At 72.2% G+C, this 22,104-nt stretch carries 13 protein-coding genes; 5 read left to right on the top strand and 8 right to left on the bottom strand.

What is annotated here, in order from left to right:
• Positions 1-19: 19 nt before the first annotated feature.
• Positions 20-1,219 (bottom strand): M20 family metallopeptidase, encoded by a 1,200-nt coding sequence (locus KS423_RS13845; RefSeq protein ID WP_224278906.1) that lies wholly within the window; start codon positions 1,217-1,219, stop codon positions 20-22.
• Positions 1,220-1,338: 119 nt separating this feature from the next.
• On the opposite strand from KS423_RS13845, the gene KS423_RS13840 reads away from it, so the two are divergent.
• Genes KS423_RS13840 through KS423_RS13830 form a run of 3 tightly spaced genes read left to right on the top strand, consistent with a single transcriptional unit; the run spans position 1,339 to position 12,018 of the window.
• Positions 1,339-3,867 carry a lantibiotic dehydratase gene (locus KS423_RS13840; protein WP_224278904.1) on the top strand — a complete coding sequence of 843 codons (2,529 nt, stop codon included), beginning with the start codon at positions 1,339-1,341 and terminating at the stop codon, positions 3,865-3,867.
• A complete protein-coding gene (locus tag KS423_RS13835) occupies positions 3,864-4,721 on the top strand; it encodes a class I SAM-dependent methyltransferase (RefSeq protein WP_224278902.1) in 858 nt (285 codons plus the stop codon). The genes KS423_RS13840 and KS423_RS13835 overlap by 4 nt, the downstream gene beginning before the upstream one ends.
• Positions 4,722-4,779: 58 nt before the next feature.
• Entirely contained in the window at positions 4,780-12,018 is a 7,239-nt protein-coding gene (locus KS423_RS13830; RefSeq protein WP_224278900.1) for a type I polyketide synthase, read from the top strand.
• 91 nt (positions 12,019-12,109) lie between these two features.
• Here the strand turns inward: KS423_RS13830 and KS423_RS13825 are convergent, their stop codons facing one another.
• Entirely contained in the window at positions 12,110-13,585 is a 1,476-nt protein-coding gene (locus KS423_RS13825) for an MFS transporter (RefSeq protein WP_224278898.1), read from the bottom strand.
• An 87-nt stretch (positions 13,586-13,672) separates the two neighbouring features.
• On the opposite strand from KS423_RS13825, the gene KS423_RS13820 reads away from it, so the two are divergent.
• On the top strand, positions 13,673-14,281 hold the full coding sequence (locus KS423_RS13820; RefSeq protein ID WP_224278897.1) for a TetR/AcrR family transcriptional regulator: 609 nt from the start codon (positions 13,673-13,675) through the stop codon (positions 14,279-14,281).
• 117 nt (positions 14,282-14,398) lie between these two features.
• On the opposite strand, the gene KS423_RS13815 is transcribed toward KS423_RS13820, so the two are convergent.
• From KS423_RS13815 to KS423_RS13790, 6 genes are all read right to left on the bottom strand, one after another.
• Positions 14,399-16,231, bottom strand: coding sequence for a glycoside hydrolase family 15 protein (locus KS423_RS13815; RefSeq protein ID WP_224278895.1), 1,833 nt, complete (start codon positions 16,229-16,231; stop codon positions 14,399-14,401).
• Positions 16,232-16,426: 195 nt separating this feature from the next.
• Entirely contained in the window at positions 16,427-17,425 is a 999-nt protein-coding gene (locus tag KS423_RS13810) for a 1-aminocyclopropane-1-carboxylate deaminase/D-cysteine desulfhydrase (RefSeq protein ID WP_224278893.1), read from the bottom strand.
• Between the two features lie 249 nt (positions 17,426-17,674).
• Positions 17,675-17,887: a hypothetical protein gene (locus KS423_RS13805; protein ID WP_224278891.1), complete on the bottom strand. Its 213-nt coding sequence runs from the start codon at positions 17,885-17,887 to the stop codon at positions 17,675-17,677.
• Positions 17,888-18,036: 149 nt separating this feature from the next.
• The gene (locus KS423_RS13800) at positions 18,037-18,663 is read right to left on the bottom strand and encodes an isochorismatase family protein (protein ID WP_224278890.1); all 627 of its coding nucleotides are present in this window, start codon (positions 18,661-18,663) and stop codon (positions 18,037-18,039) included.
• A gap of 93 nt (positions 18,664-18,756) precedes the next feature.
• On the bottom strand, positions 18,757-20,214 hold the full coding sequence (locus tag KS423_RS13795; protein WP_224278888.1) for an NAD(P)/FAD-dependent oxidoreductase: 1,458 nt from the start codon (positions 20,212-20,214) through the stop codon (positions 18,757-18,759).
• 37 nt (positions 20,215-20,251) lie between these two features.
• Positions 20,252-21,019 (bottom strand): SDR family NAD(P)-dependent oxidoreductase, encoded by a 768-nt coding sequence (locus KS423_RS13790; protein ID WP_224278887.1) that lies wholly within the window; start codon positions 21,017-21,019, stop codon positions 20,252-20,254.
• A gap of 379 nt (positions 21,020-21,398) precedes the next feature.
• Here KS423_RS13790 and KS423_RS13785 point away from each other — a divergent pair, with 379 nt between their 5' ends.
• Positions 21,399-21,905, top strand: coding sequence for a DUF302 domain-containing protein (locus KS423_RS13785; protein WP_224278885.1), 507 nt, complete (start codon positions 21,399-21,401; stop codon positions 21,903-21,905).
• Positions 21,906-22,104: the final 199 nt, after the last annotated feature.

Genomic DNA, 22,104 nt, shown 5'->3' with positions numbered 1-22,104 from the left:
CAGGTCCGGACGGCGGCGGTCAGCCGGCCGTGCGGTCCGCGCCACGGCGAGCCGCGTGGGCCGTGAGCAGCCGTTCCCGGGCCTGGTCGTCCTCGGCGGCCTGCGCCGCGGTCCAGGCCAGTGCGACGGACGCCTGGAGCAACGCCCGGTCGGCGGCCGGGGTCACGCAGGCCCGGGCGAACTCCGGCTGGTGGTTGACCGCGCCGCCGCTGTCGATGCCGATGCTGGGGTGCACGCTGGGCAGGACACGGCTGACGTTGCCCATGTCGGTGCTGCCGGTGGGCATCGCGCGCTCCTCCTCCGGGGACACCAGGGGGCGGCCCAGTTCGGTCGCCGCTGCCCGGTAGGCCGCCACCAGGAACGGATCGTGGGCCAGTTCGGCGTACGCGGGTGTCGAGCGGACCTCGTGGGTGCAGCCGGTGGCGACGGCACCGCCTTCGAAGCAGGCCCTGACGCGTGCTTCGAGGCGCTCCAGGGACTCCATGTCGGCGGCGCGCAGGTTGTACAGGGCGCTCGTGTGCGCGGGGACCACGTTGGGCACCTCGCCGCCCCGGGTCACGATGCCGTGCACCTGCTGCCGCGGCTCGAAGTGCTGGCGGCCCACGCCGACGGCGACCTCCGCCACGGTCAGGGCGTCGGCGGCGTTGACGCCCAGGTGCGGGGCGAGTGCGGAGTGCGACTCGCGTCCGGTGTAGCGGACTTCGAGCTCGACCAGCGCGAGGGGGCGGGGAGCGCAGTTGTCCTCGGGGGCCGGATGGACGAGCATCGCCATCGACACCTCGTCGAAGACACCGGCCTCCAGCATGGTGATCTTGCCGCCTCCCTCCTCCTCGGCCGGAGTGCCCAGCACCATGACGGTGATGCCGAGTTCGTCGGCCACGTCCCTCAGCGCCAGGGCCGCACCCACCGACGAGGCGGCGATGATGTTGTGCCCGCAGGCGTGGCCGAGGCCCGGCAGGGCGTCGTACTCCGCACACAGCCCGACCGTGAGCGGGCCGTTGCCGTAGCGGGCGGTGAACGCGGTGTCCAGGCCGCCGGCGCCGGGCACGACGTCGAATCCCTCGTCCCGCAGCAGGCCGCTCACCTTGGCGGCGCTGCGGTGCTCCTTGAACGCGGTCTCCGGCTCGGCGTGAATACTCCTCGACAGTGCGATCAGTTTGTGTTCGGCGCGGTCGACGCTTTCGCGGCAACCACGCATGACCCGAGACGGGATTCGCATCTTCTCTTTCCCCTCCGCATTACCTGGCTCGTCGTCGGCTGGACGGCCGGACAATTTCCGAGCCTTTTCCTTCCTACCGGAGTCTCCGACGAAAAGCGAGACCAGTCTGGAGAATTGACATGGCGTCACTGACATGGAACGTGCGGGCGGGGAACGGGGAACTCTCGGTCGAGATGATGCCCTGGTCGCTGCTGCGCGCGACCGGCTTCCCGGCCGGGCTCCTGGACGGGCTCGCCTCCGGGGAACTGCTCGGCACCGCCGCCGGGGTGCTCGCGGCGGAGCAGGCGGTCGCCGCCGAGCGTGCGCACTTCCTCGACCGGCTGTGGCCGGGGCTGCGGGAGGCCGTACGGACGGTCGAACCGCGCCAGCGGTCGCTGCGGGCCCTCCAGAGCTGCCGCCGGCTGGTGGACGAGGGCGCGCCCCTGGACGAGCGGTGCGCATCGGTCCTCGCGGCGACCGGCGCGCCGGACTGGGCGCCGCGCTGGAACGCCCTGGTCGCCGCGCTCGGCGAGCGGCTGGCGGCAGCCGGGACGGAGCTGGAGGCGGCACTGCTGCGAGCCCGGCTGCACACCGCGGAGGCCGCCGGCCGTGACGACTTCGGGCACGCCGTGTTCGTGTCGAACCCCTCGTTCCACCACACGGCCCTGGAGACACCGCCGCTGACGCATCCGGGCTGGGCGCAGACACGGGACGAGGGCGGCGCCCTGCCGCGGTCCCTGCGTCGTCAGGTCGACACCCTGCACCGCTATCTGCGCCGGTTCGCGACCAAGTGCGAGACCGTCTCGTTCTTCGGCCCGGTGCTGTTCGGCCGTCTGGTGCCGGAGCAGGACGAGGCCCTGCTGGTCGGTGCGCCCGGCCGCGAGAAGGTCGTGGTCGAGGCGAGTGCCTGGCTGGTGGAGGAGCTGCGCGAGCAGGCCGCCCGCGAGGTGCCGCTGACGCGGCAGCATGTGTGGCCCAGTCCGCTGTTCCGCCGGCCGGACTCGTCCCCGGTGCTGGAACGGGCCGTGGACGGGCGCAGGTTCAAGGTCGCGGGGCCCGCGCTGGCGCTGTGGAGTGCCGCCTGCGCGGCGCCGGGGAGCCGACTCGACTCGCTCGTCGGCGCCGCCGGTCCCGTGCCGCCCCCGCATCAGGCGGGGGCGGAAGACGCGTACGCGGCCAAGCTGGTGAAGGCACTCGGACCGGCGCTGGTCGTCTCCCCCTGGCGGCTGCCGGCGACCGAGCTGCACGCGCTGACCAGGCTGGCGGCCGAGCACCCCACGGACACGGTGGTGAACCTGGCGGAGGTCCGCGACACGTACGCGGAGGCGGCCTGGCCCGAGCGGGCGGCACACCTCATCGCCGTGCGGGCGGCCCGCGCGCAGGACGGCGGGCAGGTGTCGCAGTACAGCGGCCGGCACTACGCCGACCGCGAGCTGTTCCACGAGGACAGGTCGAGTCCGGTGAGCGAGCGGGTCGGCTTCGGGGCGCCGGTCGTGGAGCGCATCCGGGAGGTCACCGAGGCGGTGTTCCCGCTGACGTTCCTCGCGGCGCTGCTGGCCAGGGAGGACGCCCGCGACGCCCTGCGCGCCGAGCTGGGGGGCGCCCCGGCGCCGCTCGCCGCACTGGCCGTACGGGAGATACCCGCTCGTTCACCGCGCCGCGACCGGCTGGACGCGGTGCTGCGCCGGCTGGTCGGGCGGGCCGTGGAGGCCGCGGGGTCGGCCGACGGCCGCCCGCCGGTCGTGGAGCTGAGCCGGAGCGAGCTGGCCGAGGCGCTGGCGCCGCTGTGGGACACCGTGTCGTACGGCCCCGATGACGCGTGCCTCCCGAGCCCTGACCTGATGGTGGCGGGCCCCGACCCGGCCACCGCCGCCTGGGTGCTCTCGGAGCTGCACGACGACTGCAGCTCGATCTTCGGGGGGCTGGAGCGTCCGCTGCACAGCGACCCGGACGGGCTGTGGGGTGGCTTCACCGAGCGGGTGGCGCGAGCCGTGCCGTCCGGGACGGCCGCGACCATCGTCTCGCGCCGACGCAGTGCCCATGTGACCCCCGAACTCCCCGGTGCCGCCATCGAACTGAGTGGCCTCTCCGGCAAGGACCGGGCCGATGTGGTGCCGATCGCGGACGTCGTCGTGCCCGCTTCGGCCGACGCGGTGGTGGTGGACGGCCGGCGGCGGCTGCTCTACCCGGGCGACCTGTCGTCGACGCTGCACCGCGCGGTGTCCAGGCCCGCGCTGGTCCCGGTGCCGGTCGACCTCGGGGCGTACACCCCCAGGATCGTGGTGGACGGTGTCGTGATCCAGCGTGCCCGCTGGCGGCTGAGCCTTCCGGAAAGGGCTCCGGAAAAGACCGGGGACACCGTCACGCAGTGGTTGGCCGTGCAGCGTCTCCGGGCCGCCCGGGGAATTCCACGCCATGTCTACGTGAAGCACCCGGCCGAACCCAAGCCGCTGTACGTCGATTTCGCCGACCCACTGTCGGTGATCGATATCGCGCGACTTCCCGAAGGGGAAGTCGTCGTGTCCGAAATGCTGCCCACCCCGGACCAGTTGTGGTGGCGCGTGGCGGGCGAAACGCATTGTGCCGAATTCCGTCTCGGCTGCATCGTGCGGCCGGTGACATCCGACAATCCGCAGACCCAGGAAGATCAGGAAGAGAGCGCGTCATGACCGAGGACCTCCGCATCACCTCACTGGTGAGGGACGCTTACGACAAGGCCGCCGAGCAGTACGAGTCCGCAGGCCAGATGATCTTCCATCCGCTGGGGAAGATGATCGCCGACACGCTGGAGCTCTCTCCGGGCGAGCGGGTGCTCGACATCGGCTGCGGGCGCGGCGCCTGCCTGTTCCCGATCGCCCACGCGGTGGGGCCGGAGGGCTTCGTGCTCGGCTTCGACCAGGCCCAGGGCATGGTCGACGCCTGCACGGCGGACATCGAGGCCCGCGGGGTGTCCGGCTGGGCCCGCGCGGAGCTGGGCAACGCCCAGGACTTCGCCTTCGCCGAGCCGTTCGACGCGGCGAGCGCCGGGATGGTCCTGTTCCTGCTGCCGGAGGCGGAGAAAGCCCTGTCCTGCGCCGTCGCGGCACTGCGCCCCGGGGGCAGGTTCGCCGCGACCACCTTCCCCACCGAGAACGGCAGGCTGGCCGCGGGCTGGGAGTCCGCCGAGATCCTCGCGGGAGTGCTCGCCAAGTACCTCCCCGAGGGTGTGGACGACCCGTGGCAGGTGGTCCTGGGGCTCGGCGGCCCGCTGGTCAGTGAGGAGTCCACGGCCGCCGCCTTCCTCGCCGCCGGTTTCAGCGATGTGCGGATCCGCCATGTCCCGGCGGACTCCCGCTTCGAGGCCATCGACGACTACCTGGCGTGGACCAAGACGGTGACCACCCGCATGCAGTGGGACCTGGTGCCTCCGGAGCGGGTGGCCGAAGCGACCGACGAGGCGCGCGAGGCGCTGCGGGTGCTCGCGGGGCCGGACGGCTCCCTGGAGTTCTCCTGCCCGACCAGGACCGTGCTGGCCGTTCGCTGACGGCACGACCGCGACCGTCTACCAAGCGCTGAACCACAGAGCCGAGAGGTGCGATGACATGGCTCCTGATACGACCCCTTCGCTGATCCGTCCGCTGTCCGAACTGCTCGGCGGACACGCCGCCCGGATCGGGGACAAGGTGGCCTTCGCCGACGCCCGGCGGGGCGTCGGCTACCGGGAACTGGATCTGCGGACCTCTCGGCTCGCCGGCCGGCTTTCCGCGCTGGGGCTGGAGAAGGGCGGCCGCGCCGCCGTCCTCATGGGCAACAGCGTGGAAATGGTGGAGAGTTGCCTTGCCGTCATACGGGCGGGCGGCATCACCGTGCCGCTGAATCCGCAGGCGTCCGAGGCCGAACTGGTCCACTTCCTGCGGGACTCCGGGGCATCGGTGGTGCTGTGCGACCCGGCACGGCTCGACGTGCTGCTGCGCGCGGTGGCCGCGTCCGGCCTGTCCCGGCCCTCGATCGTGCTCACCGGTGACGCCCCCGTGTCACCGGCGGACGCGTCCACCGCCGGTGACACCACGTCCGCCGACGCCACCTCCGGCGTCGCCGCTGACATCACCGTGTACGAGACGCTCGCGACCACCGCGTACGACGGACCGGTGCCCGAGGAGAGCCCGCTCGACGCCCCGGCCTGGATGCTCTACACCTCGGGCACCACCGGCCGCCCCAAGGGGGTGCTCTACTCCCTGCGCAGCTCGCTGTGGCTGGTGGAGGCCTGCCACGTGGGTGTGCTCGGGATGACGGAGGACGACCGGCTGCTGTGGCCGATGCCGCTGTTCCACGGCCTGGGGCAGAACCTGTGCGTCATGGCGGTCGTGGCCGTGGGCGCCGGCGCCCGGCTGATGAGCGGCTTCGCCCCGTCCGAGGTGCTGGACGCACTGCGCGACGACGGGGTGACCTTCCTCGCCGGGGTGCCGACGACGTACCACTACCTGCTGGACCGTGCCCGTCAGGAGCACACCCGGCTGCCGTCGCTGCGGCTGGGATTCGTCGCCGGTTCGGCCGGCGGCGCCTCCCTCGGCAGCCGTTTCGAGGAGGCGTTCGGGGTCCCGCTGGTGGACCAGTACGGATCGACCGAGACCGGCGCGATCACCTCGAACCGGCCGACGGGTGACCGGGTCGCCGGGGCGGCCGGGCCGCCCGTTCCGGGGGTGGACGTCCGCCTGGTGGACGGCGGTTCCGGTGCCGAGGTGCCCGACGGCGAGGAGGGCGAGGTCTGGGTCAGCGGCCCCAACGTGATGCTGGGCTACCACGGGCAGCCCGACGCCACGGCGGAGGTGCTGCGGGACGGCTGGTACCGCACGGGCGATCTGGCCCGCCGGGACGCCCTCGGGCATGTGACCCTGACCGGCCGTCTCAAGGAACTGATCATCCGGGGCGGCGAGAACATCCACCCCGTGGAGATCGAGGACGTGGTGCGCACGGCGCCGGGCGTGGCCGACGCGGCGGTGGGCGGGGAGCCCCACGAGGTGCTCGGCGAGGTGCCCGTCGCGTATGTGGTGCCCGGTCCCGGAGGCGTCGACGTCCAGGCGCTGTTCGAGCACTGCCGGGCGCGGCTGTCCTACTTCAAGGTGCCGGAGAAGGTGTACGCCGTCGAGCGCGTGCCGCGCACCGCGTCCGGGAAGGTCACCCGGCACCTGCTGGCGGGCGCGGACCCCCGGCTGCTCGGTGCGGCGTCCACCGGCGGGCCCGAGGATCGCGGGACCGAATCCGACCGGGGCGAGTGGGCGGGCCGTCTCGTGCCGCTGACAGCGGCCGAGCGGACCCGGACGGTGCTGGATCTGGTACGCACCGAGGTGGCACTCGCGCTCGGCCTCGACGGAGCCGAACAGGTCGCACCCACACGGCCGTTCGTGGATCTCGGCCTCGGCTCCCTCGCCGTCGTGGCGGTCGGGCAGCAGCTGTGCGCGCTGGTCGGGCTGCGGCTCCCGGCGACCGCGGTGTTCGACCACCCGACGCCCGCCGCGTTCGCGGACCGGCTGGTCGCGGAGCTGACGGAGCCGTCGGAGACCCGCATGCCGGCCGAAGCGTTCCCGGCGGAGCGTACGGCCCCCGCAGGGCCTGATCCGGACGGCGCCGAGCCGATCGCCATCATCGGCATGGCCTGCCGCTTCCCGGGCGGGGTGGAGTCGCCAGAACAGCTGTGGGACCTCGTCGCCGCAGGCCGGGACGCCACCTCGGACTTCCCCGCCGACCGGGGCTGGGCACTGGACACCCTGTTCGACCCCGACCCCGACCACCACGGCACCAGCTACGCCTCGCGCGGCGGCTTCCTGACCGACCCGTCCGCGTTCGACGCCGGCTTCTTCGGCATAGCCCCGCGTGAGGCCACCGCGATGGACCCGCAGCAGCGGCTGATGCTGGAGGTCGCGTGGGAGGTCTTCGAACGGGCGGGTATCGACCCGACCGGCCTGGCCGGCTCGGAGACCGGCGTCTTCGTCGGTACCAAGGGACAGACGTACAGCACGCTCGCCGCGCCCGCGTCCGAGTACGAGGGCTATCTCGGCTTCGCCACGTCCGGCAGTGTGATGTCCGGCCGGGTGGCCTACACCCTCGGTCTGCACGGCCCCGCCGTCACCGTCGACACGGCCTGCTCCGCGTCCCTGGTGGCCCTCCATCTGGCCTGCGCTTCCCTGCGCTCCGGCGAGTCGCGGCTCGCGCTCGCGGGCGGGGTCACGGTGATGGCCACCCCGGACGACATGATCACTTTCAGCAGGCAGCGCGGGCTCGCCCCGGACGGCCGGGTGAAAGCCTTCGCCGACGCGGCGGACGGCACCGCCTTCGGCGAGGGCGCGGGGGTGCTGCTGCTCGAACGGCTCTCGGCCGCGCACAAGGCGGGCCACCGGGTGCTCGCCGTGATCCGGGGCAGCGCCGTGAACCAGGACGGCGCGTCCAACGGGCTCACCGCGCCCAGCGGCCGGGCGCAGCAACGGGTGATCCACCGGGCGCTCGCCAACGCCCGGGTGGCCGCGCACGAGGTCGACCTGGTCGAGGCCCACGGCACGGGGACCAAGCTCGGTGACCCGATCGAGGCCGAGGCGATCCTCGCCGCGTACGGGCGGGGCCGGGACCCGCAGCGACCGCTGTGGCTGGGCTCGGTCAAGTCCAACATCGCCCACACCCAGGCCGCCGCGGGCATGGCCGGTGTCATCAAGCTGGTGGAGGCGATGCGGCACGCCGTGCTCCCGGCGACCCTGCACGTGGACCAGCCGTCACCGCACGTCGACTGGTCGTCGGGGAACGTACGGCTGCTCAGCGAGGCGCGGCCGTGGACGGCCGCCGACGGACGGCCCCGGCGCGCCGGGGTGTCCTCCTTCGCCATCAGCGGCACCAACGCCCATGTCGTCCTGGAAGAGGCGCCGCGCTCCCCCTCGGCCGAGGAGACCCCGGCCCCGGTCCGAGCGCTCCCCGCCGTACCGTGGCTGCTGTCCGCGAAGTCCCCGGCCGCGCTGCGCGACCAGGCCCGCCGGCTGGAGTCGTTCCTGCGTGCGGAGACCGACTGGGACCCCGTGGACGTGGGGCGCACACTGGCACTGTCCCGGGCCGGACTTGAGCACCGGGCCGCCGTCGTCGCGGACCTCGCCCGCGACACGAACGGCGCCGGCGGGGTGCAGGGGCTGCTGCGCGCACTCGGCGCGCTCGCGGAGGGCGAGCCCGCGGCCGGACTGACCACCGGTCACGCCGGGGCCGTCCGGACAACGGCGTTCCTCTTCACGGGCCAGGGCTCCCAGTGGGCCGGCATGGCACGTGAACTGTACGAGGCCTTCCCGGTGTTCGCCGAAGCGCTGGACGCGGTGTGCGACCATCTGGCGCCGCAGGTACGGCAGCTGCTCCTCGCCGCCGGCGAGGCGGCGGACGACGGGCGCATCCATCGCACCGGTTTCGCCCAGCCCGCCCTGTTCGCGCTGGAGGTGGCGCAGTTCGCGCTGCTGCGGTCCTGGGGGGTGCGTCCCGACGCGCTCGCCGGCCACTCCCTCGGCGAACTGACCGCCGCGCATGTCGCCGGGGTGTTCTCGCTGGCGGACGCGGCCAGGCTGGTCACCGCCCGGGGCGAGCTGATGCAGGCGCTGCCCGAAGGCGGTGCCATGATCGCGCTGGAGGCCACGGAGGACGAGGTCCTGCCGCTGCTCGCCGGCAGGGAGCCCCGGCTGGGGATCGCCGCCGTGAACGCGCCCCGGTCCGTCGTGATCTCGGGCGACGAGGACGCCGCGGCGGAGGTCGCCCGGGCCATGGCCGAACAGGGCCGCAGGACCAAGCGTCTGACGGTCAGTCACGCCTTCCACTCGCCTCGGATGGACGCGGTGCTGGAGGAGTTCGAGGCCGTGGCCCGGACCGTCACCTACCGTGCGCCGGACCTGCCGATCGTCTCCACGGTCACCGGCCGCCTCGCCGGTGCGGAACTGATGACACCCGCGTACTGGACCGGGCAGCTGCGCTCGGCCGTCCGGTTCGCCGCCGCGGTGGGGACACTGCGGGAGCGGGGCACCGACACCTTCGTCGAGCTGGGCCCGGACGGGTCCCTGACGGCCCTGGTGCGTCAGGTCTCCGACGACGCCGGCGGGGGTGACCGCACGGACGACCACCGTGCGCTGGCGGTCTCCCGGCGTGACCGCCCCGGTGCCGCGACCGCCGTCGGTGTCGCCGCCGCGCTCCACACCGCCGGTGTCCCGGTCGACTGGGCGGCCTTCTTCGACGGCACCGCCGCCCGCCACATCACGCTGCCGACCTACGCCTTCCAGCGCAAGCGCCACTGGCTGCCCGCACTCGCCGCTCCCGCCCCGGCACCGGTACCGGCCCCGGAGCCGGCGGCCGAGGAGGCGGCCCCGTCCGGGCGGGTGCTGAAGCCGGGCGAGCGCCCGGAGGTCGCCGCCCGCCTGGCGGGCGTGCTCGCCGGACTGGACGAGGAGAAGCAGCTCCTCCACATGATGGACCGGATCGCCACTCGGGTCGCGGCGGTGCTCGGCCATGACAGCGCGGACGCCATCGACCCCGACGTGCCGTTCCTCGACCTCGGCGTCGACTCCCTCATGGCCGTGGAGATGCGCAACCAGTTCAGCGACTTCTGCGGGGTGAGCCTGCGCCCGACGCTCGTCTTCGAGCATCCGACCCTCGCGGTGCTCGCCGACCACCTGCTCGCGAGGGTGCTGGCCGCGGTGTCCACCACGCCGGACGCCGACGAGGACGCGGTGGACTTCGCCGCCGAGGTCGTCCTGGCGGCGGACATCGCCCCCGCCGACGAGGTGATCCGGGTCGCGGACGACCCGCGGGAGGTGCTCCTCACCGGTGCGACCGGATTCCTGGGCGCGTACCTGCTGCGCGATCTGCTGCGGACGACCCGCGCGACCGTGCACTGCCTGGTACGCGGGACCGACGAGGCGGACGCGCGGGCGCGACTGCGGAAGAACCTGGAGTGGTACGAGTTCTGGGACGGCATCGACACGGACCGGCTGTCCGTGGTCGTCGGCGATCTCGCCCAGCCGCTGCTGGGGCTGGCCCCCGAACGCTTCGACGCCCTTGCCCGCAGCGTGGACAGCGTCTACCACGCCGCCGCGACCGTCAACGGCCTCTACCCGTACTCGGCGTTGAAGGACGCGAACGTCACGGGCACCGCGGAGATCCTGCGCCTGGCCGCTCGCCACCGCACCGTGCCCGTCCACCACGTCTCGTCCACCGGTGTGTTCGCCGCGGAGGCGGCCCCCGGAACGGCTCTCCGGGTGACCGATCCGCCGGGCCCCGCCGAGGCGCTGTCATCCGGCTACCGGCAGACGAAGCTGGTGGCGGAGCAGATCATCGAACTCGCCCGAGGGCGGGGCCTGCCGGTCTCGATCTACCGGGTGGACGAGATCTCCGGCGACTCGGAGCGCGGCTTCTGCCAGACCCATGACTTCGTCTGGCTGAGCATGAAGGGCATCGTGCAGGCCGGTGCCGTACCGGAGAATCCCGCCGGCATCTTCCATCTGGTGCCGGTCGACCACGTCAGCGCGGCGATCCTGCGGCTGTCCCGCGACGACCGGGCGGCGGGCCGCAACCACCACCTCGCCAACGGAACGCATCTGCCGTTCTCCGAGATGACGGAGTCCCTCCGCTCCCTCGGCTACCGGCTGGACGAACTCCGCTGGGACGCCTGGGTGCAGCGCATCCGCGCCGACCGTGACAACGCGATGGTCCCGATGATCGACGCGTTCGAATCGACCATCTACAGCGGACGCAACCACTACCTGTCCGTCGACACCTCGCAGACCCGGGAGCTGCTGGCCGGTACCGGCGTCGACTGCCCGCCGATGACGCGTGAACTCTTCGAGAAGTACGTCGGGTTCTTCGTCCGCGTCGGCTACTTCCCCGAGCCGGGCGGCGAAGCCGTGGACGGCGGTGCGCAGGGCTTCCGGATCCGGGAGGCGGCGTGGGAGGACCTTCCGGAGATGGCGGGCATCTGCTTCGACGCCTTCACCACCCTGAACGCCTCGCTCGGTCTCGCTCCGGAGTGGTCGTCGGTGGACGAGGTGACGGAGATGTTCCGGGACCGGCTCGCGGCCCCGGGCTGCCTCGCCTATGTGGCGCTCGACGGCGCGGGCTCCGTGACGGGCTCCAACTTCCTGGTCCTGGGCGAGTCCGTCGCCGCCTTCGGCCCGCTCAGCGTCGCGCCCGGCGCGCAGGGCGGTGGCGTGGGCCGGCTGCTGATGGACGAGGTGGTCGACGCGGCCGCCCGGCACGAGCGGGACTCGGTCCGTGCCGTCCAGGTGACCAACAACCTGGGCGCGTACCGGCTCTACTCCTCGCTCGGCTTCGTCCCGTACGAGCAGCTGTCCCTGGTCACCGGGTACGCACCGCCCACCCCGGCGAACATGGCGGGCTTCACGGTGCGCGCGATGACCGAGGACGACGTCCCCGCGTGCCAGGAGCTGTACCGCTCGGTCAACGGCCATGCGCGGGACGGAGAGATCCACATGGCGGCCAAGCGGGCCTTCGGCTGGTCCCAGCCGCATGTGGTCGTGGACCGGTCGAGCGGTGCGATCGCCGGCTACACCACGGGCCTGTCCGACCTGGGCCATCTGACGGCGGTCTCGGAGGCCGCGGCACGGGCCCTGTACACGGGCGCCGGCGAGCTGATGCGCCGGGCCGTCCCTGACGGCCCGGTGCCCCGGCTGCGCATCCCGGGCCGGCTGCTGCCCGAGACCCTGAGCTGGGCGTTCCGCACCCGGGGCATCACCCTGGAGCGGCTGGAGACGCTGGTGGTGCGCGGCTCGTACACGGCGCCGCAGCAGGGGGTGTACTGCCCGGGGCTGTCCTACTGATTCACCGCCTTGCAGGGAGCACGCGAGGGCGCTCACCCCGTGGCCGTCGAGGCAGGGTGAGCGCCGTCGCGCGTCCGGGTGCCGCCGCCCGTCAGACCAGCGTGACCGGCACGTCGTCGCGCACGGAGCGCTCGCCCCTGGGTACGGCCAGCAGGGTGATCAGCACGCCGAGCAGCGCGAAACCCGCTCCGACGGCGAACGCGAGCCGGAAGCCCTCCGTCATCGCATCGGCCACGGCCGGGCCGCTGGGCTGCTTGCCCTCAAGGAGCTCTCTGATACGGGCGTTGGCCACCGAGGAGAGCACGGCGAGGCCGAGTGCGCCGCCGATCTGCTGGGTGGTGTTGATGAGTCCGGAGGCGAGGCCCGACTCCTGCGGTGTCACACCGGAGACGGCGACGATGGTCACGGGCACGAACGAGAACCCCAGTCCGAGTGCCGCGACCACCGAGGGCAGGAGCACGTCCCCGGCGAACGTGCCGTCGGCGGGGATGCGGGTGAAGAGCAGCAGTCCCACCGCGGTGAGCGCCAGACCGCCGGCGAGGACGGGCTTGGGCCCGACCTTGGTCACCAGCTGCGAGGCCGCACCGGCGGCGATGATGCTCGCCGCCGAGAAGGGCAGATAGGACAGTCCGGCCTCGAGTGCGGAGAAGCCGAGCACCTGCTGGAGGTAGAGGGAGATGAAGAAGAACATCGACAGCAGCGCGGCGCCCACCAGCAGGGACACCGCGTTGGCGCTGGAGAGGTTGCGGTTGCGGAAGATCCGCAACGGCATCACCGGGTGCTTGACGAGGCGCAGTTCGACCAGGGCGAAGACCAGCAGCAGGACGGCCGCAAGGCCCAGCAGCCCGATGGTCCTGGCCGAGCCCCAACCCGCCCGCTCGGCGTCCACGAGTGCGTAGACCAGCACGCTGAGACCGCCGGTGACCAGTGCGGCACCGGCGAAGTCGATGCCGGTGCGTTCGTGGCCGCGGCTCTCGCGGACGAGGCGCGGGGTGAGGGCGGCGGCGATGACGCAGATCGGCACGTTGACGAACATCACCCACTCCCAGCCCGCCCACTGGGTGAGCACACCGCCGAGCAGCACGCCGATGGCACCGCCCGCTCCGGCGAGCGCGCCCCAGATGCCGAGTGCCTTGTTGCGTTCGGCGCCCTCGGTGAAGGTCGTGGTGACGATGGACAGTGCGGCGGGCGCGATGATCGCGGCGCCGAGGCCCTGCCCCACCCGGGCGGCGATCAGCAGGCCCGCACTCGGTGCGAGACCCCCGAGCAGCGACGTGGCGGCGAACAGACCGAGTCCGGTCATGAACACCCTCCGCCGTCCGAGCAGATCGGCGGTCCGGCCGCCGAGCAGCAGGAAGCCGCCGAACGCCAGTGCATAGGCGTTGACGATCCACTGGACGTCGGAGTCGGCGAAGTGCAGGTCCCGCTGGATCGAGGGCAGCGCGACGTTCACGATCGAGGCGTCGAGCACCACCGTCAACTGGGCGACGGCCAGGACGACGAGCGCCTTCCAGCGGAGCGGATCCGGGGATGAGGGCGATAAGGAGGAAGTGGGAGGCATGGCCATGGGAGGAATACACTCCTGTGGGTTAAAGTGGTAACCGGAATCGGACTCACGGTTCCGAATGGCGACGATACGGAAGCGCGGTTCCCCTTGTCAAACACCCCTCCCCCTGCCAGCACACCCACCGGCGGCAAACTGCGTTCCGACGCCGCCCGCAACCGGCTCAAGGTGCTCGACGCCGCACGGGCCGCCTTCTCCGAGTCCGGCCGGGACGCGCAGATGGGCGACATCGCCCGCAGGGCCGGAGTGGGTGTCGGGACGGTGTACCGCCACTTCCCGACCAAGGAATCCCTGGCGGAAGCGATCGTGGAGCACCGGTTCCAGCAGACCCTGGACTTCCTCAGGAACGAGGTACTCCCCGACCCCGACCCCTGGCACGGCCTTGCCCGCTCCCTGGAGTTCTGCGGAATCATGCAGGAGCAGGACCGGGGCTACGCGGAGACGGTCACCGCGATAGTCGGCGGCAGCACGTTCGACGCGGAGGCGATCGCCGAACTCAACGAGCTCACCGACAAGGTGCTCAAGCGCGCCCAGGCCGAGGGTTCGGTGCGGGAGGACCTGACCGTCGCGGACGTGTCACCGCTCTACATCGGCCTCTGCCACGTCGTACAGGCCGGAGTCACCGACTGGCGCCGCTATCTGAGCATCATCCTCGACGGGCTGCGCCCGCGACGGTGCGCGGACTGCTCCGGCGACTGACCCCGCCTGCCGCCGGGGGCGGAGGCGCGCCCGCCGCCCCCGCCCCTTCCGCGCTCGCCCCTTCCGCCCCCGCCCGGGACATTCGGGCCTACCCGGCGGCCAGGTCGGCCATGGAGATCAGCCGAGGACGCGGTCGAGGTTGAAGGCGGCGCTGATCAGCGAAAGGTGGGTGAACGCCTGCGGGAAGTTGCCGAGTTGTTCACCGGTCCGGCCGATCTCCTCGGCGTAGAGACCGAGGTGGTTGGCGTAGGTGAGCATCTTCTCGAAGGCCAGCCGGGCCTCCTCCAGGCGTCCGGCGCGGGTGAGCGCCTCGACGTACCAGAACGAGCAGATCGAGAACGTTCCCTCGGAACCCCGCAGGCCGTCCGGGCTGGCCTCCGGATCGTAGCGGTAGACCAACGAGTCGGAGACCAGGTCCGTGGTGAGCGCATCCAGGGTCGAGAGCCACTTGGGGTCGGCGGGCGAGATGAACTTGGCCATCGGCATCATCAGCACGGACGCATCGAGTACGTCGCTGCCCAGCCCCTGGACGAACGCCCCGCGTTCGGCCGACCAGCCCTGTCGCATGATCTGCCGGTAGATCGCGTCCCGGCTCTGCCGCCAGCGCGGAAGATCGGCCGGCAATCCGCGCCGGTTGGCGATCCGGATGGCCCGTTCGATCGCCACCCAGCACATCAGCCGCGAGTAGACGAAGTTCCTCCGGCCGCCCCGGGTCTCCCAGACGCCCTCGTCCGGCTGGTCCCAGTGGTCGCAGAGCCAGTCCACCACGGCGCTGACCTCGTCCCAGTGATCACTGCTGATGGGCTGCCCCCACTTGTCGTACAGATAGACGGAATCGATCAGCGCTCCGTAGATGTCCAGCTGGAGCTGCTCGGTGGCGGCGTTCCCCACCCGCACCGGAGCGGACCCGAGGTGGCCCTCCAGGTGGGTCAGCTCGTACTCGGGCAGATCGCAGCGCCCGTCGATGCCGTACATGATCTGCAGTGGGCCGCCCGCGTTGCCGCCGCGCATGATCCCGTGCTCGGAGATGAAGCCCATGAAGGCCTCGGCCTCCGAGGTGAAGCCCAGGCGGAGCATGGCGTAGACACAGAAGGCGGCGTCGCGGACCCACACGTACCGGTAGTCCCAGTTGCGCTCGCCGCCGATCTGCTCAGGCAGGCCGGCGGTCGGCGCGGCGACGATCGCGCCGGTGGGCACGTAGGTGAGCAACTTCAGGACCAGGGCCGAGCGGTGCACCATCTCCCGCCACCGCCCGTGGTACTTCGAGCCGGACAGCCAGCGGCGCCAGAACCGGACGGTGCCCTGGAACTGCCGCTCCGCCTCCCTGCTGGGGCAGGCACGCGGGCTGACGTCTGCGCTCACCCGGTCGAGGGCGAACACCACGGACTCGCCCTCCAGCAGCTTGAAGTGCGACCACACGTCCACGCCGTCGGTCTCGACCGGCACAGTGGCAGTCAGTACCAAGGACAGTGAGGAGGAGCTGAACACCGCGTGGTCACCGACGAGTTCCACGGTGTGCGCCTCGGTCCCGTAGCCGAAGCGCGGGGCGATCCTCGCGCGGAACGGCAGCACCCCGCGGACACAGATCACCCGCCGGATCAGCCGGTGGCGGTCCGCCTCGCGGGACTCGTCGACGACGGGCATGAAGTCCTGGATCTCCGCCACCCCGTCGGCGGCGTAGAACCGCGTGATCAGCACGTTGGTGTCGGGGAAGTAGAACTGGCGGGTACGCGCCGGCACGTCGGCGGCCAGCTCGAACGATCCGCCCCGGTCGGCGTCAAGGATCGAGGCGAACACGCTCGGTGCGTCGAAGCGCGGGCAGCAGTACCAGTCGATGGTGCCGTTGGTCCCGACGAGCGCGGCGGTCCGAAGATCACCGATCAGACCGTGCTCGGAAATCGGCAGATAGCGTGAGCCGTCCACTCCCCCGGATCCGTTGCCGAACTCCATGCCGGCCTCCCTACCGTCCTGCCGTTTCGCTTCGGGCGGGTGCGGGGGTCATGAAGACCTTACGTTTCATGGTAGATCGCCCGAGTGGAGAGGGCTTCGTCGTCGCTGAACAGCACGGAGACCCTTCGGGTCGGCCCCCCCCCGGAGCGGACCGCCGGCCAAGCCGCGGCGGACACCTGCTCCCCCGGCGGGCCCCTATCTCGGGCCGAAGGTGTTGAGGAAGACCACTGGCTCCCCCTCGAACCGCCCGGCCGTGTCCAGCTCCAGCAGCGCCGCGAACGCCTTGGCGGTGTACGTCTGTTCCAGTTCCAGCCCCGCCTCGGCCCCCGCCCGCGTCCGTGCCACCGCCCCCTCGACGGTGGGGTACGCGTAGCCCGCGCCGAGCCACCCGTACTCCACGGCCACGTCCGACGCGCCGGGCCCGCCTCCCGTCACCTCCGCGCCCCGCTCCCGCAGCAGCGCCAGCGACCTCCCGGCCAACCGGGTGAGCGTCGCCCCGTCCAGTCGGAGGGTGTCGTTGACCACGACCCCCAGCACCCGGGTGCGCAGCCCTGCCAGCCGCAAGCCCAGCGCCAGACCGGCCGCCGTGCCGCCCGAGCCGACCGCCGTCACGATCCACCCCGGCTCCGGCAGCAGCCCGTCCGCCACCTGCGCGGCGAGTTCGAGCGCGCACTCCACGTATCCGAGCGTTCCGAGCGCCGAGGACCCGCCCGCCGGCAGGTAGTACGGCGGGGTGAGGCCGCGTGTGTGCCGGGCGAACAGCCAGGGCGCCGCCAGAACCAGCCGGGTCCGGGTGTGCAGGAAGTGCAGCGTCGCGCCGCTGGCGCGCAGCCGCCGCAGCTGGGCACGCACGTGCTCGTCGACGGGATGGTCGATCAGGCCGAGGGCGACGTCGAGCCCCAGCTCGCGGGCGTAGAGCGCCGCCGCCAGGCCCCAGTTGGTGCCGATCCCGCCGACCGTGAGGACCGTCCGCGCACCCCGGCGTCGGGCCTCGGGCAGCAGCCACTCCAGCTTGCGGACCTTGTTGCCGCCCCAGCCGCCGTGCCCGTACCCGCTCTCGTCCTTCACCCACACCGTGCCCCGGCAGCCGAGCCCGGCCAACGGGCGTACCGGTGTGGGCGCTTCGCCCAGCCCGAGGTACGGCAGCGACTCGGCGAGCTCCGGCCAACACCGATGCAGCAGCGGACGCCTCATACGGCGACGGTAGGGCAACAGCGGCCCACTGCCCAGGGGGCGGGAACGCCCCGCCACGGGCCGGGCTCAGCTCGGCGCCGCCCGGGGATCAGCCCCTCCCGGATGAGAGCACCCGCTCCGCTGTGGCCACCCGGTCTCCCCCCACCGTCCACCGCGCTCACGGCCGCCTGGAGCAGACCGCCGCATCGACCGACCGGATCGTCACACGCTCCCTTCGAACTACAAGCCGGGGCCGGTGGCGCAGCCGGGTTACCAGTCGGGGCCACGGGCTGCCGAACCGGCCGTCAGCGGCGCGCTCTGCCAATGGTGACAGTGATCGTCCACCCTGGCGGCCACACCCGGTTCACCGCCGCCGCGACCACGGCCGTTCATCGCCGCACCGGTGGTGACCCAAGTCTTCATGACCACCGGGCCGACCTCGACATCCGGAATGGTCCGGATGGACAGGTCGGCCGTGTCCACAGCTCAGGCACGCCGTACCCGGATGCCACAGTGGGCGATCACCTGCCCCCTCGGCACCCGCGAGCCCCGTGCTTCGAGTCCTGCTGTGCTCAGTCCACCGCCGTGTCCCGGGCCTGGGAAGGCACCGGGGCGCGGCGGCCGGCGGGCCGCTATGCGCGGTAGGCCGCGGAGATCTGGCCGACCAGAACGGCGAACGGCATGTCGAGGGCGGCGTAGAGGGCTTCGGCCTCGGGGGCGGCGTTGTCGGCCAGGGCCTCGACCATGAGAGTGGCGTAGTCGGAGACGATGACGCCCGCCTGCTGCACGCGCAGCAGTCCGGCCTCGCGCTTGGTCCGGCTGAAGGTGCCGGAGGCGTCCACGGCAACGTACGCGTCGCACCCGGCAGCCGTCGCGGAGTACGCGGGCAGTGCCGCGCACACCTCGAGCGACACCCCGGCGAAGATCAGCTTCTGCCGCCCGGTGGCCTGGATGGCCCCGCGGACCCGCTCGTCGTGCCAGGCGTTGACCGTGCTGCGGTCGATGATCTTCTGGCCGGCGGGCAGTGCCGCGACCAGTTCGGGGGCGGTCGGCCCCCACATGCTGTCGGCCGCGGTGGTGGTGACGACCAGCGGGATGCCCAGGACGGTCGCCGCCCGCGCCAGCGCCACCACGTTGTGCTTCAACTCGCCGACTGGAATGTCCCGGACGCCGGACAGCAGACCCACCTGGTGGTCAACCAGGACCACGGCGACGTTCTCCCGGGTGATCGGCTCCAGGAACCTGCTGCGCTCGCTCATCTTCCGCTCCTTCGGGGGTTGCGCCACAGCTTCTTCAATCATTGAACTTGACAATCAAGTTCATTTGTCACCTTGACGCTGCCGCCCGGCCGCTCAGGTGCGATCGCGCTGGTAGGCGGCGAGCAGGAAGAGCCAGATCTCGCTGACGGTCGGGAAGCAGGCGATCGCGTGCCTGAGGCGCTTGAGCGGGACCTCACCGGCGACCGCGACGGTCGCCGAGTGCAGCAGCTCGCTGACTCCGGGGCCGACGAAGGTCACCCCGAGCAGGACCTCCCGGTCGAGGTCGACCACCATCCGCGCGTGACCACGGTAGTTGTCGGCGTGGAGGTCGGCGCCCTGGGCGGCGTCGAAGTCGAGGTCGACGGTCGTGATGCGGTAACCGGCCTGGGCCGCCTGCTCGGCGGTCAAGCCCACGGCGGCCGCCTCGGGGTCGGTGAAGAAGACCTGGGGCACGGCGTGCTGGTCGGCGGTGGTGGCGTGGTCCCCCCACGGGCCGTCGTCCACGGGGAGGCCGGCGGCGCGGGCGCCGATGGCGTCACCGGCGGTCCGCGCCTGGTACTTGCCCTGATGGGTGAGCAGGGCCCGGTGGTTGACGTCGCCGACGGCGTACAGCCACGCGCCGTCGACCCCACGGACCAGGCACGTGGTGTCCACCTCCAGCCACGTGCCCGGGGAGAGGTCGACCGTGTCCAGGCCGATGTCCTCGGTGCCGGGGGCCCGGCCGGTGGCGAACATGACCTCGTCAGCCTGAAGGTCGCTGCCGTCGTCGAGGGTGAGGGTGACGAGCCCGGCGGGGTCCGGACGGCGCACGGCGGTGACCTGGGTGCCGGTCCGCACGTCCACGCCCGCCTCGGTGAGGCCGGCCGCGACGAGCTCGCCCGCGAAGGGTTCCATGCGGGCAACCAGGTGCCGGCGGGCGAGCAGGGTGACCTGGGAGCCCAGGCCCTGCCAGAGGGTGGCCATCTCGATGGCGACCCCGCCGCCCCCGACGATGGCGAGCCGGGCGGGCACGGTGCTGACGTCGGTGCCTTGCCGGTTCGTCCAGGGCCGGACCTCCCGGATGCCCGGAATGTCGGGCAGCAGCGGTCGGCTGCCGGTGGCGACGGCGACCGCGTGCCGGGCGGTGAGGACGGGGCGTGCGCCGTCGTCCCTGGTGACCGTGACACGGCGGGGGCCGTCGAGGCGGCCGTGACCCCGGAAGACGTCGACGCCGATGGACTTCAACGACTCGGCCTGTCCGGTGTCGTCCCAGTCGTTGACGTAGTGGTCACGGCGGGCGAAGACCCGGTCGGTGTCGAGCCGACCGGTGACGGCCTGCCGGGCGCCGTCCACGCGGCGGGCGTCGGCGACCGCGATGACCGGCCGCAGGAGGGCCTTGCTGGGGACGCAGGCCCAGTAGGAGCATTCGCCGCCGACCAGTTCACGCTCCACGACGGCCACGGTGAGGCCGGCGGCGCGGGCACGGTCGGCGACGTTCTGGCCGACCGGACCGGCGCCCAGCACGACCACGTCGTACGCGCCGTCCTCCTGGTGATCACGTGCTTCGCTCATCGCTCCCTCACCTCCGGTCGGGGCTGACAGTGCCTGTTCACGAGCTCGGGAACAGGGGCCCGCCGGCCATGAGGCCGCCGTCGACGAGGAGGATGTGCCCGGAGACGTAGCTCGCCTCGCCCGAGCCCAGGAACCGGACAGCCTCGGCGATCTCCTCCGGGGTACCCGCCCGGTGCATGGGCAGCACCGAATCGACCGCGGCACGCACCGTGTCGTCGCCGGTGAACCGCTCGTACATGCCGGTCCGGGTGAAGCCGGGCGCGACCGCGTTGACGCGCACACCGTGGGCGGCGCCTTCGAGTGCGGCCGCCTTGGTGATGCCGGCGACGGCATGCTTGCTGCCGACGTACAGGGTCGCCCCGGGGTAACCCATCAGGCCGAAGCAGGAGCTGACGTTGACGATGCTGCCGGCGCCCTGTTCCCTCATGACCCGGAACTCGTGCTTGAGGCAGAACAGCGTGCCCTTGACGTTGGTGTCGAAGATGGCCTGGTAGCGCTCGTCGGTCACCTCGCTGACAGGGCTGGACGTTCCCTCGGTGCCGGCGTTGTTCACGGCGACGTCGAGCCGTCCGAACCGCGCGACCGCGCGGTCGACGAGTTCCTCCACCTCGGCGTCGAAGCGGACGTCGGCACGCACGAACTCGGCCTGGGCGCCGAGGTCGGCCAGCTCCCTGACGAGTTGCTCACCCACGTCCTCATGGCGGCCGGAGACCACCAGGTTCGCGCCTTGACGGGCGTAAGCGACGGCGGTGGCACGGCCGATACCGGTGAGCGCGCCCGTGACGAGGACAACAGGATCAGACAACGCAAGAGCCCTTTCTCCAACCACGCAGGTGAACGATCGGCAAGCGGTGCGGTACCCGACGACACCGGCTTCCTCTCCGGGCGGTGCCGTCCCCCGGCACCCCGGCAAGAAAGCTGTCCCGACCGGACGGCGGCCGCATCGCACCAACCGCCGCGTCCGTCGAACGGCGGCACTCAATGCCCTGTACGGCCCACGGCAACCGGGGCAGAGGGCCCGCAGGCGGTCACCCGAGGTGGCCGCCGCACCGCCCACGCCACCAGCGGTTGCATGCTCTTCCCGCTCCCGTCACGCTGACCGCCATACGCATCGTCGACGGAAAGCACCCGCTGGACGTCCACGATGTCGAGCTCGTCCACTCCGACGACGAACAGGCGCAGCCATGACCACGGACACCGCCGTCATCGACCACCCCGCCCGGCGGCTCGTCGTGGCGATCCCCAGCCCCTACGACACAGCGCGCGAGCACTACGAAGCCCTCGTGCCCGAGATCGATCTCCACCGCTTCCTCCGGATGGCCTCCTGGCAGGCCACGCTCGAACTCGCCGAGACCAACGCCCCGTTCGGGTTCATGCGCTACTACCGCAGCGACATCGCCGCCGTCATGGCCGGCTCGCCGTCCTCCTGGAAGGCCACGCAGTACCTGATGGGCAACCACACCATCGCCGAACGCATGTTCCGCCACGACCCGTCGGTCATGCTGCACGCACCACTGCGGACCCTGCTCTACGCGGACCCCGACGGCGACACCAAACTCGCCGTCGACCAGCCCAGCCTGCTGTTCGCCAGCTACGGCGACCCGCGGATCGCCGACGTCGGCCGTGAACTCGACGCCCTTCTCGCCCGGTTGATCACCCTCCTCGGCGGCGACCCACCTCCCCAGCTGTGACCCTCCCCCGGTGTGCCCGCACAGGCCGCGGCCTGTGCGGGCGACGCATCCGCACCCGCGGTGCCCGCGTTCCGGGCTACAGCAGCATCGCCTCGAACTGGAACTCGGGTGCGGTCAGCGGTTGCTCGGACCAGATGACCTTGCCGCGGGCCGTGTACCTGGTCCCCCACCGCTCGGCCAGCTGGGCCACCAGGAACAG

Source organism: Streptomyces sp. LS1784 (assembly GCF_020103755.1).
GTDB lineage: Bacteria > Actinomycetota > Actinomycetes > Streptomycetales > Streptomycetaceae > Kitasatospora.
The sequence above is the reverse complement of the archived record's forward strand: the minus strand, read 5'-3'. Positions and strand labels throughout refer to the sequence as shown.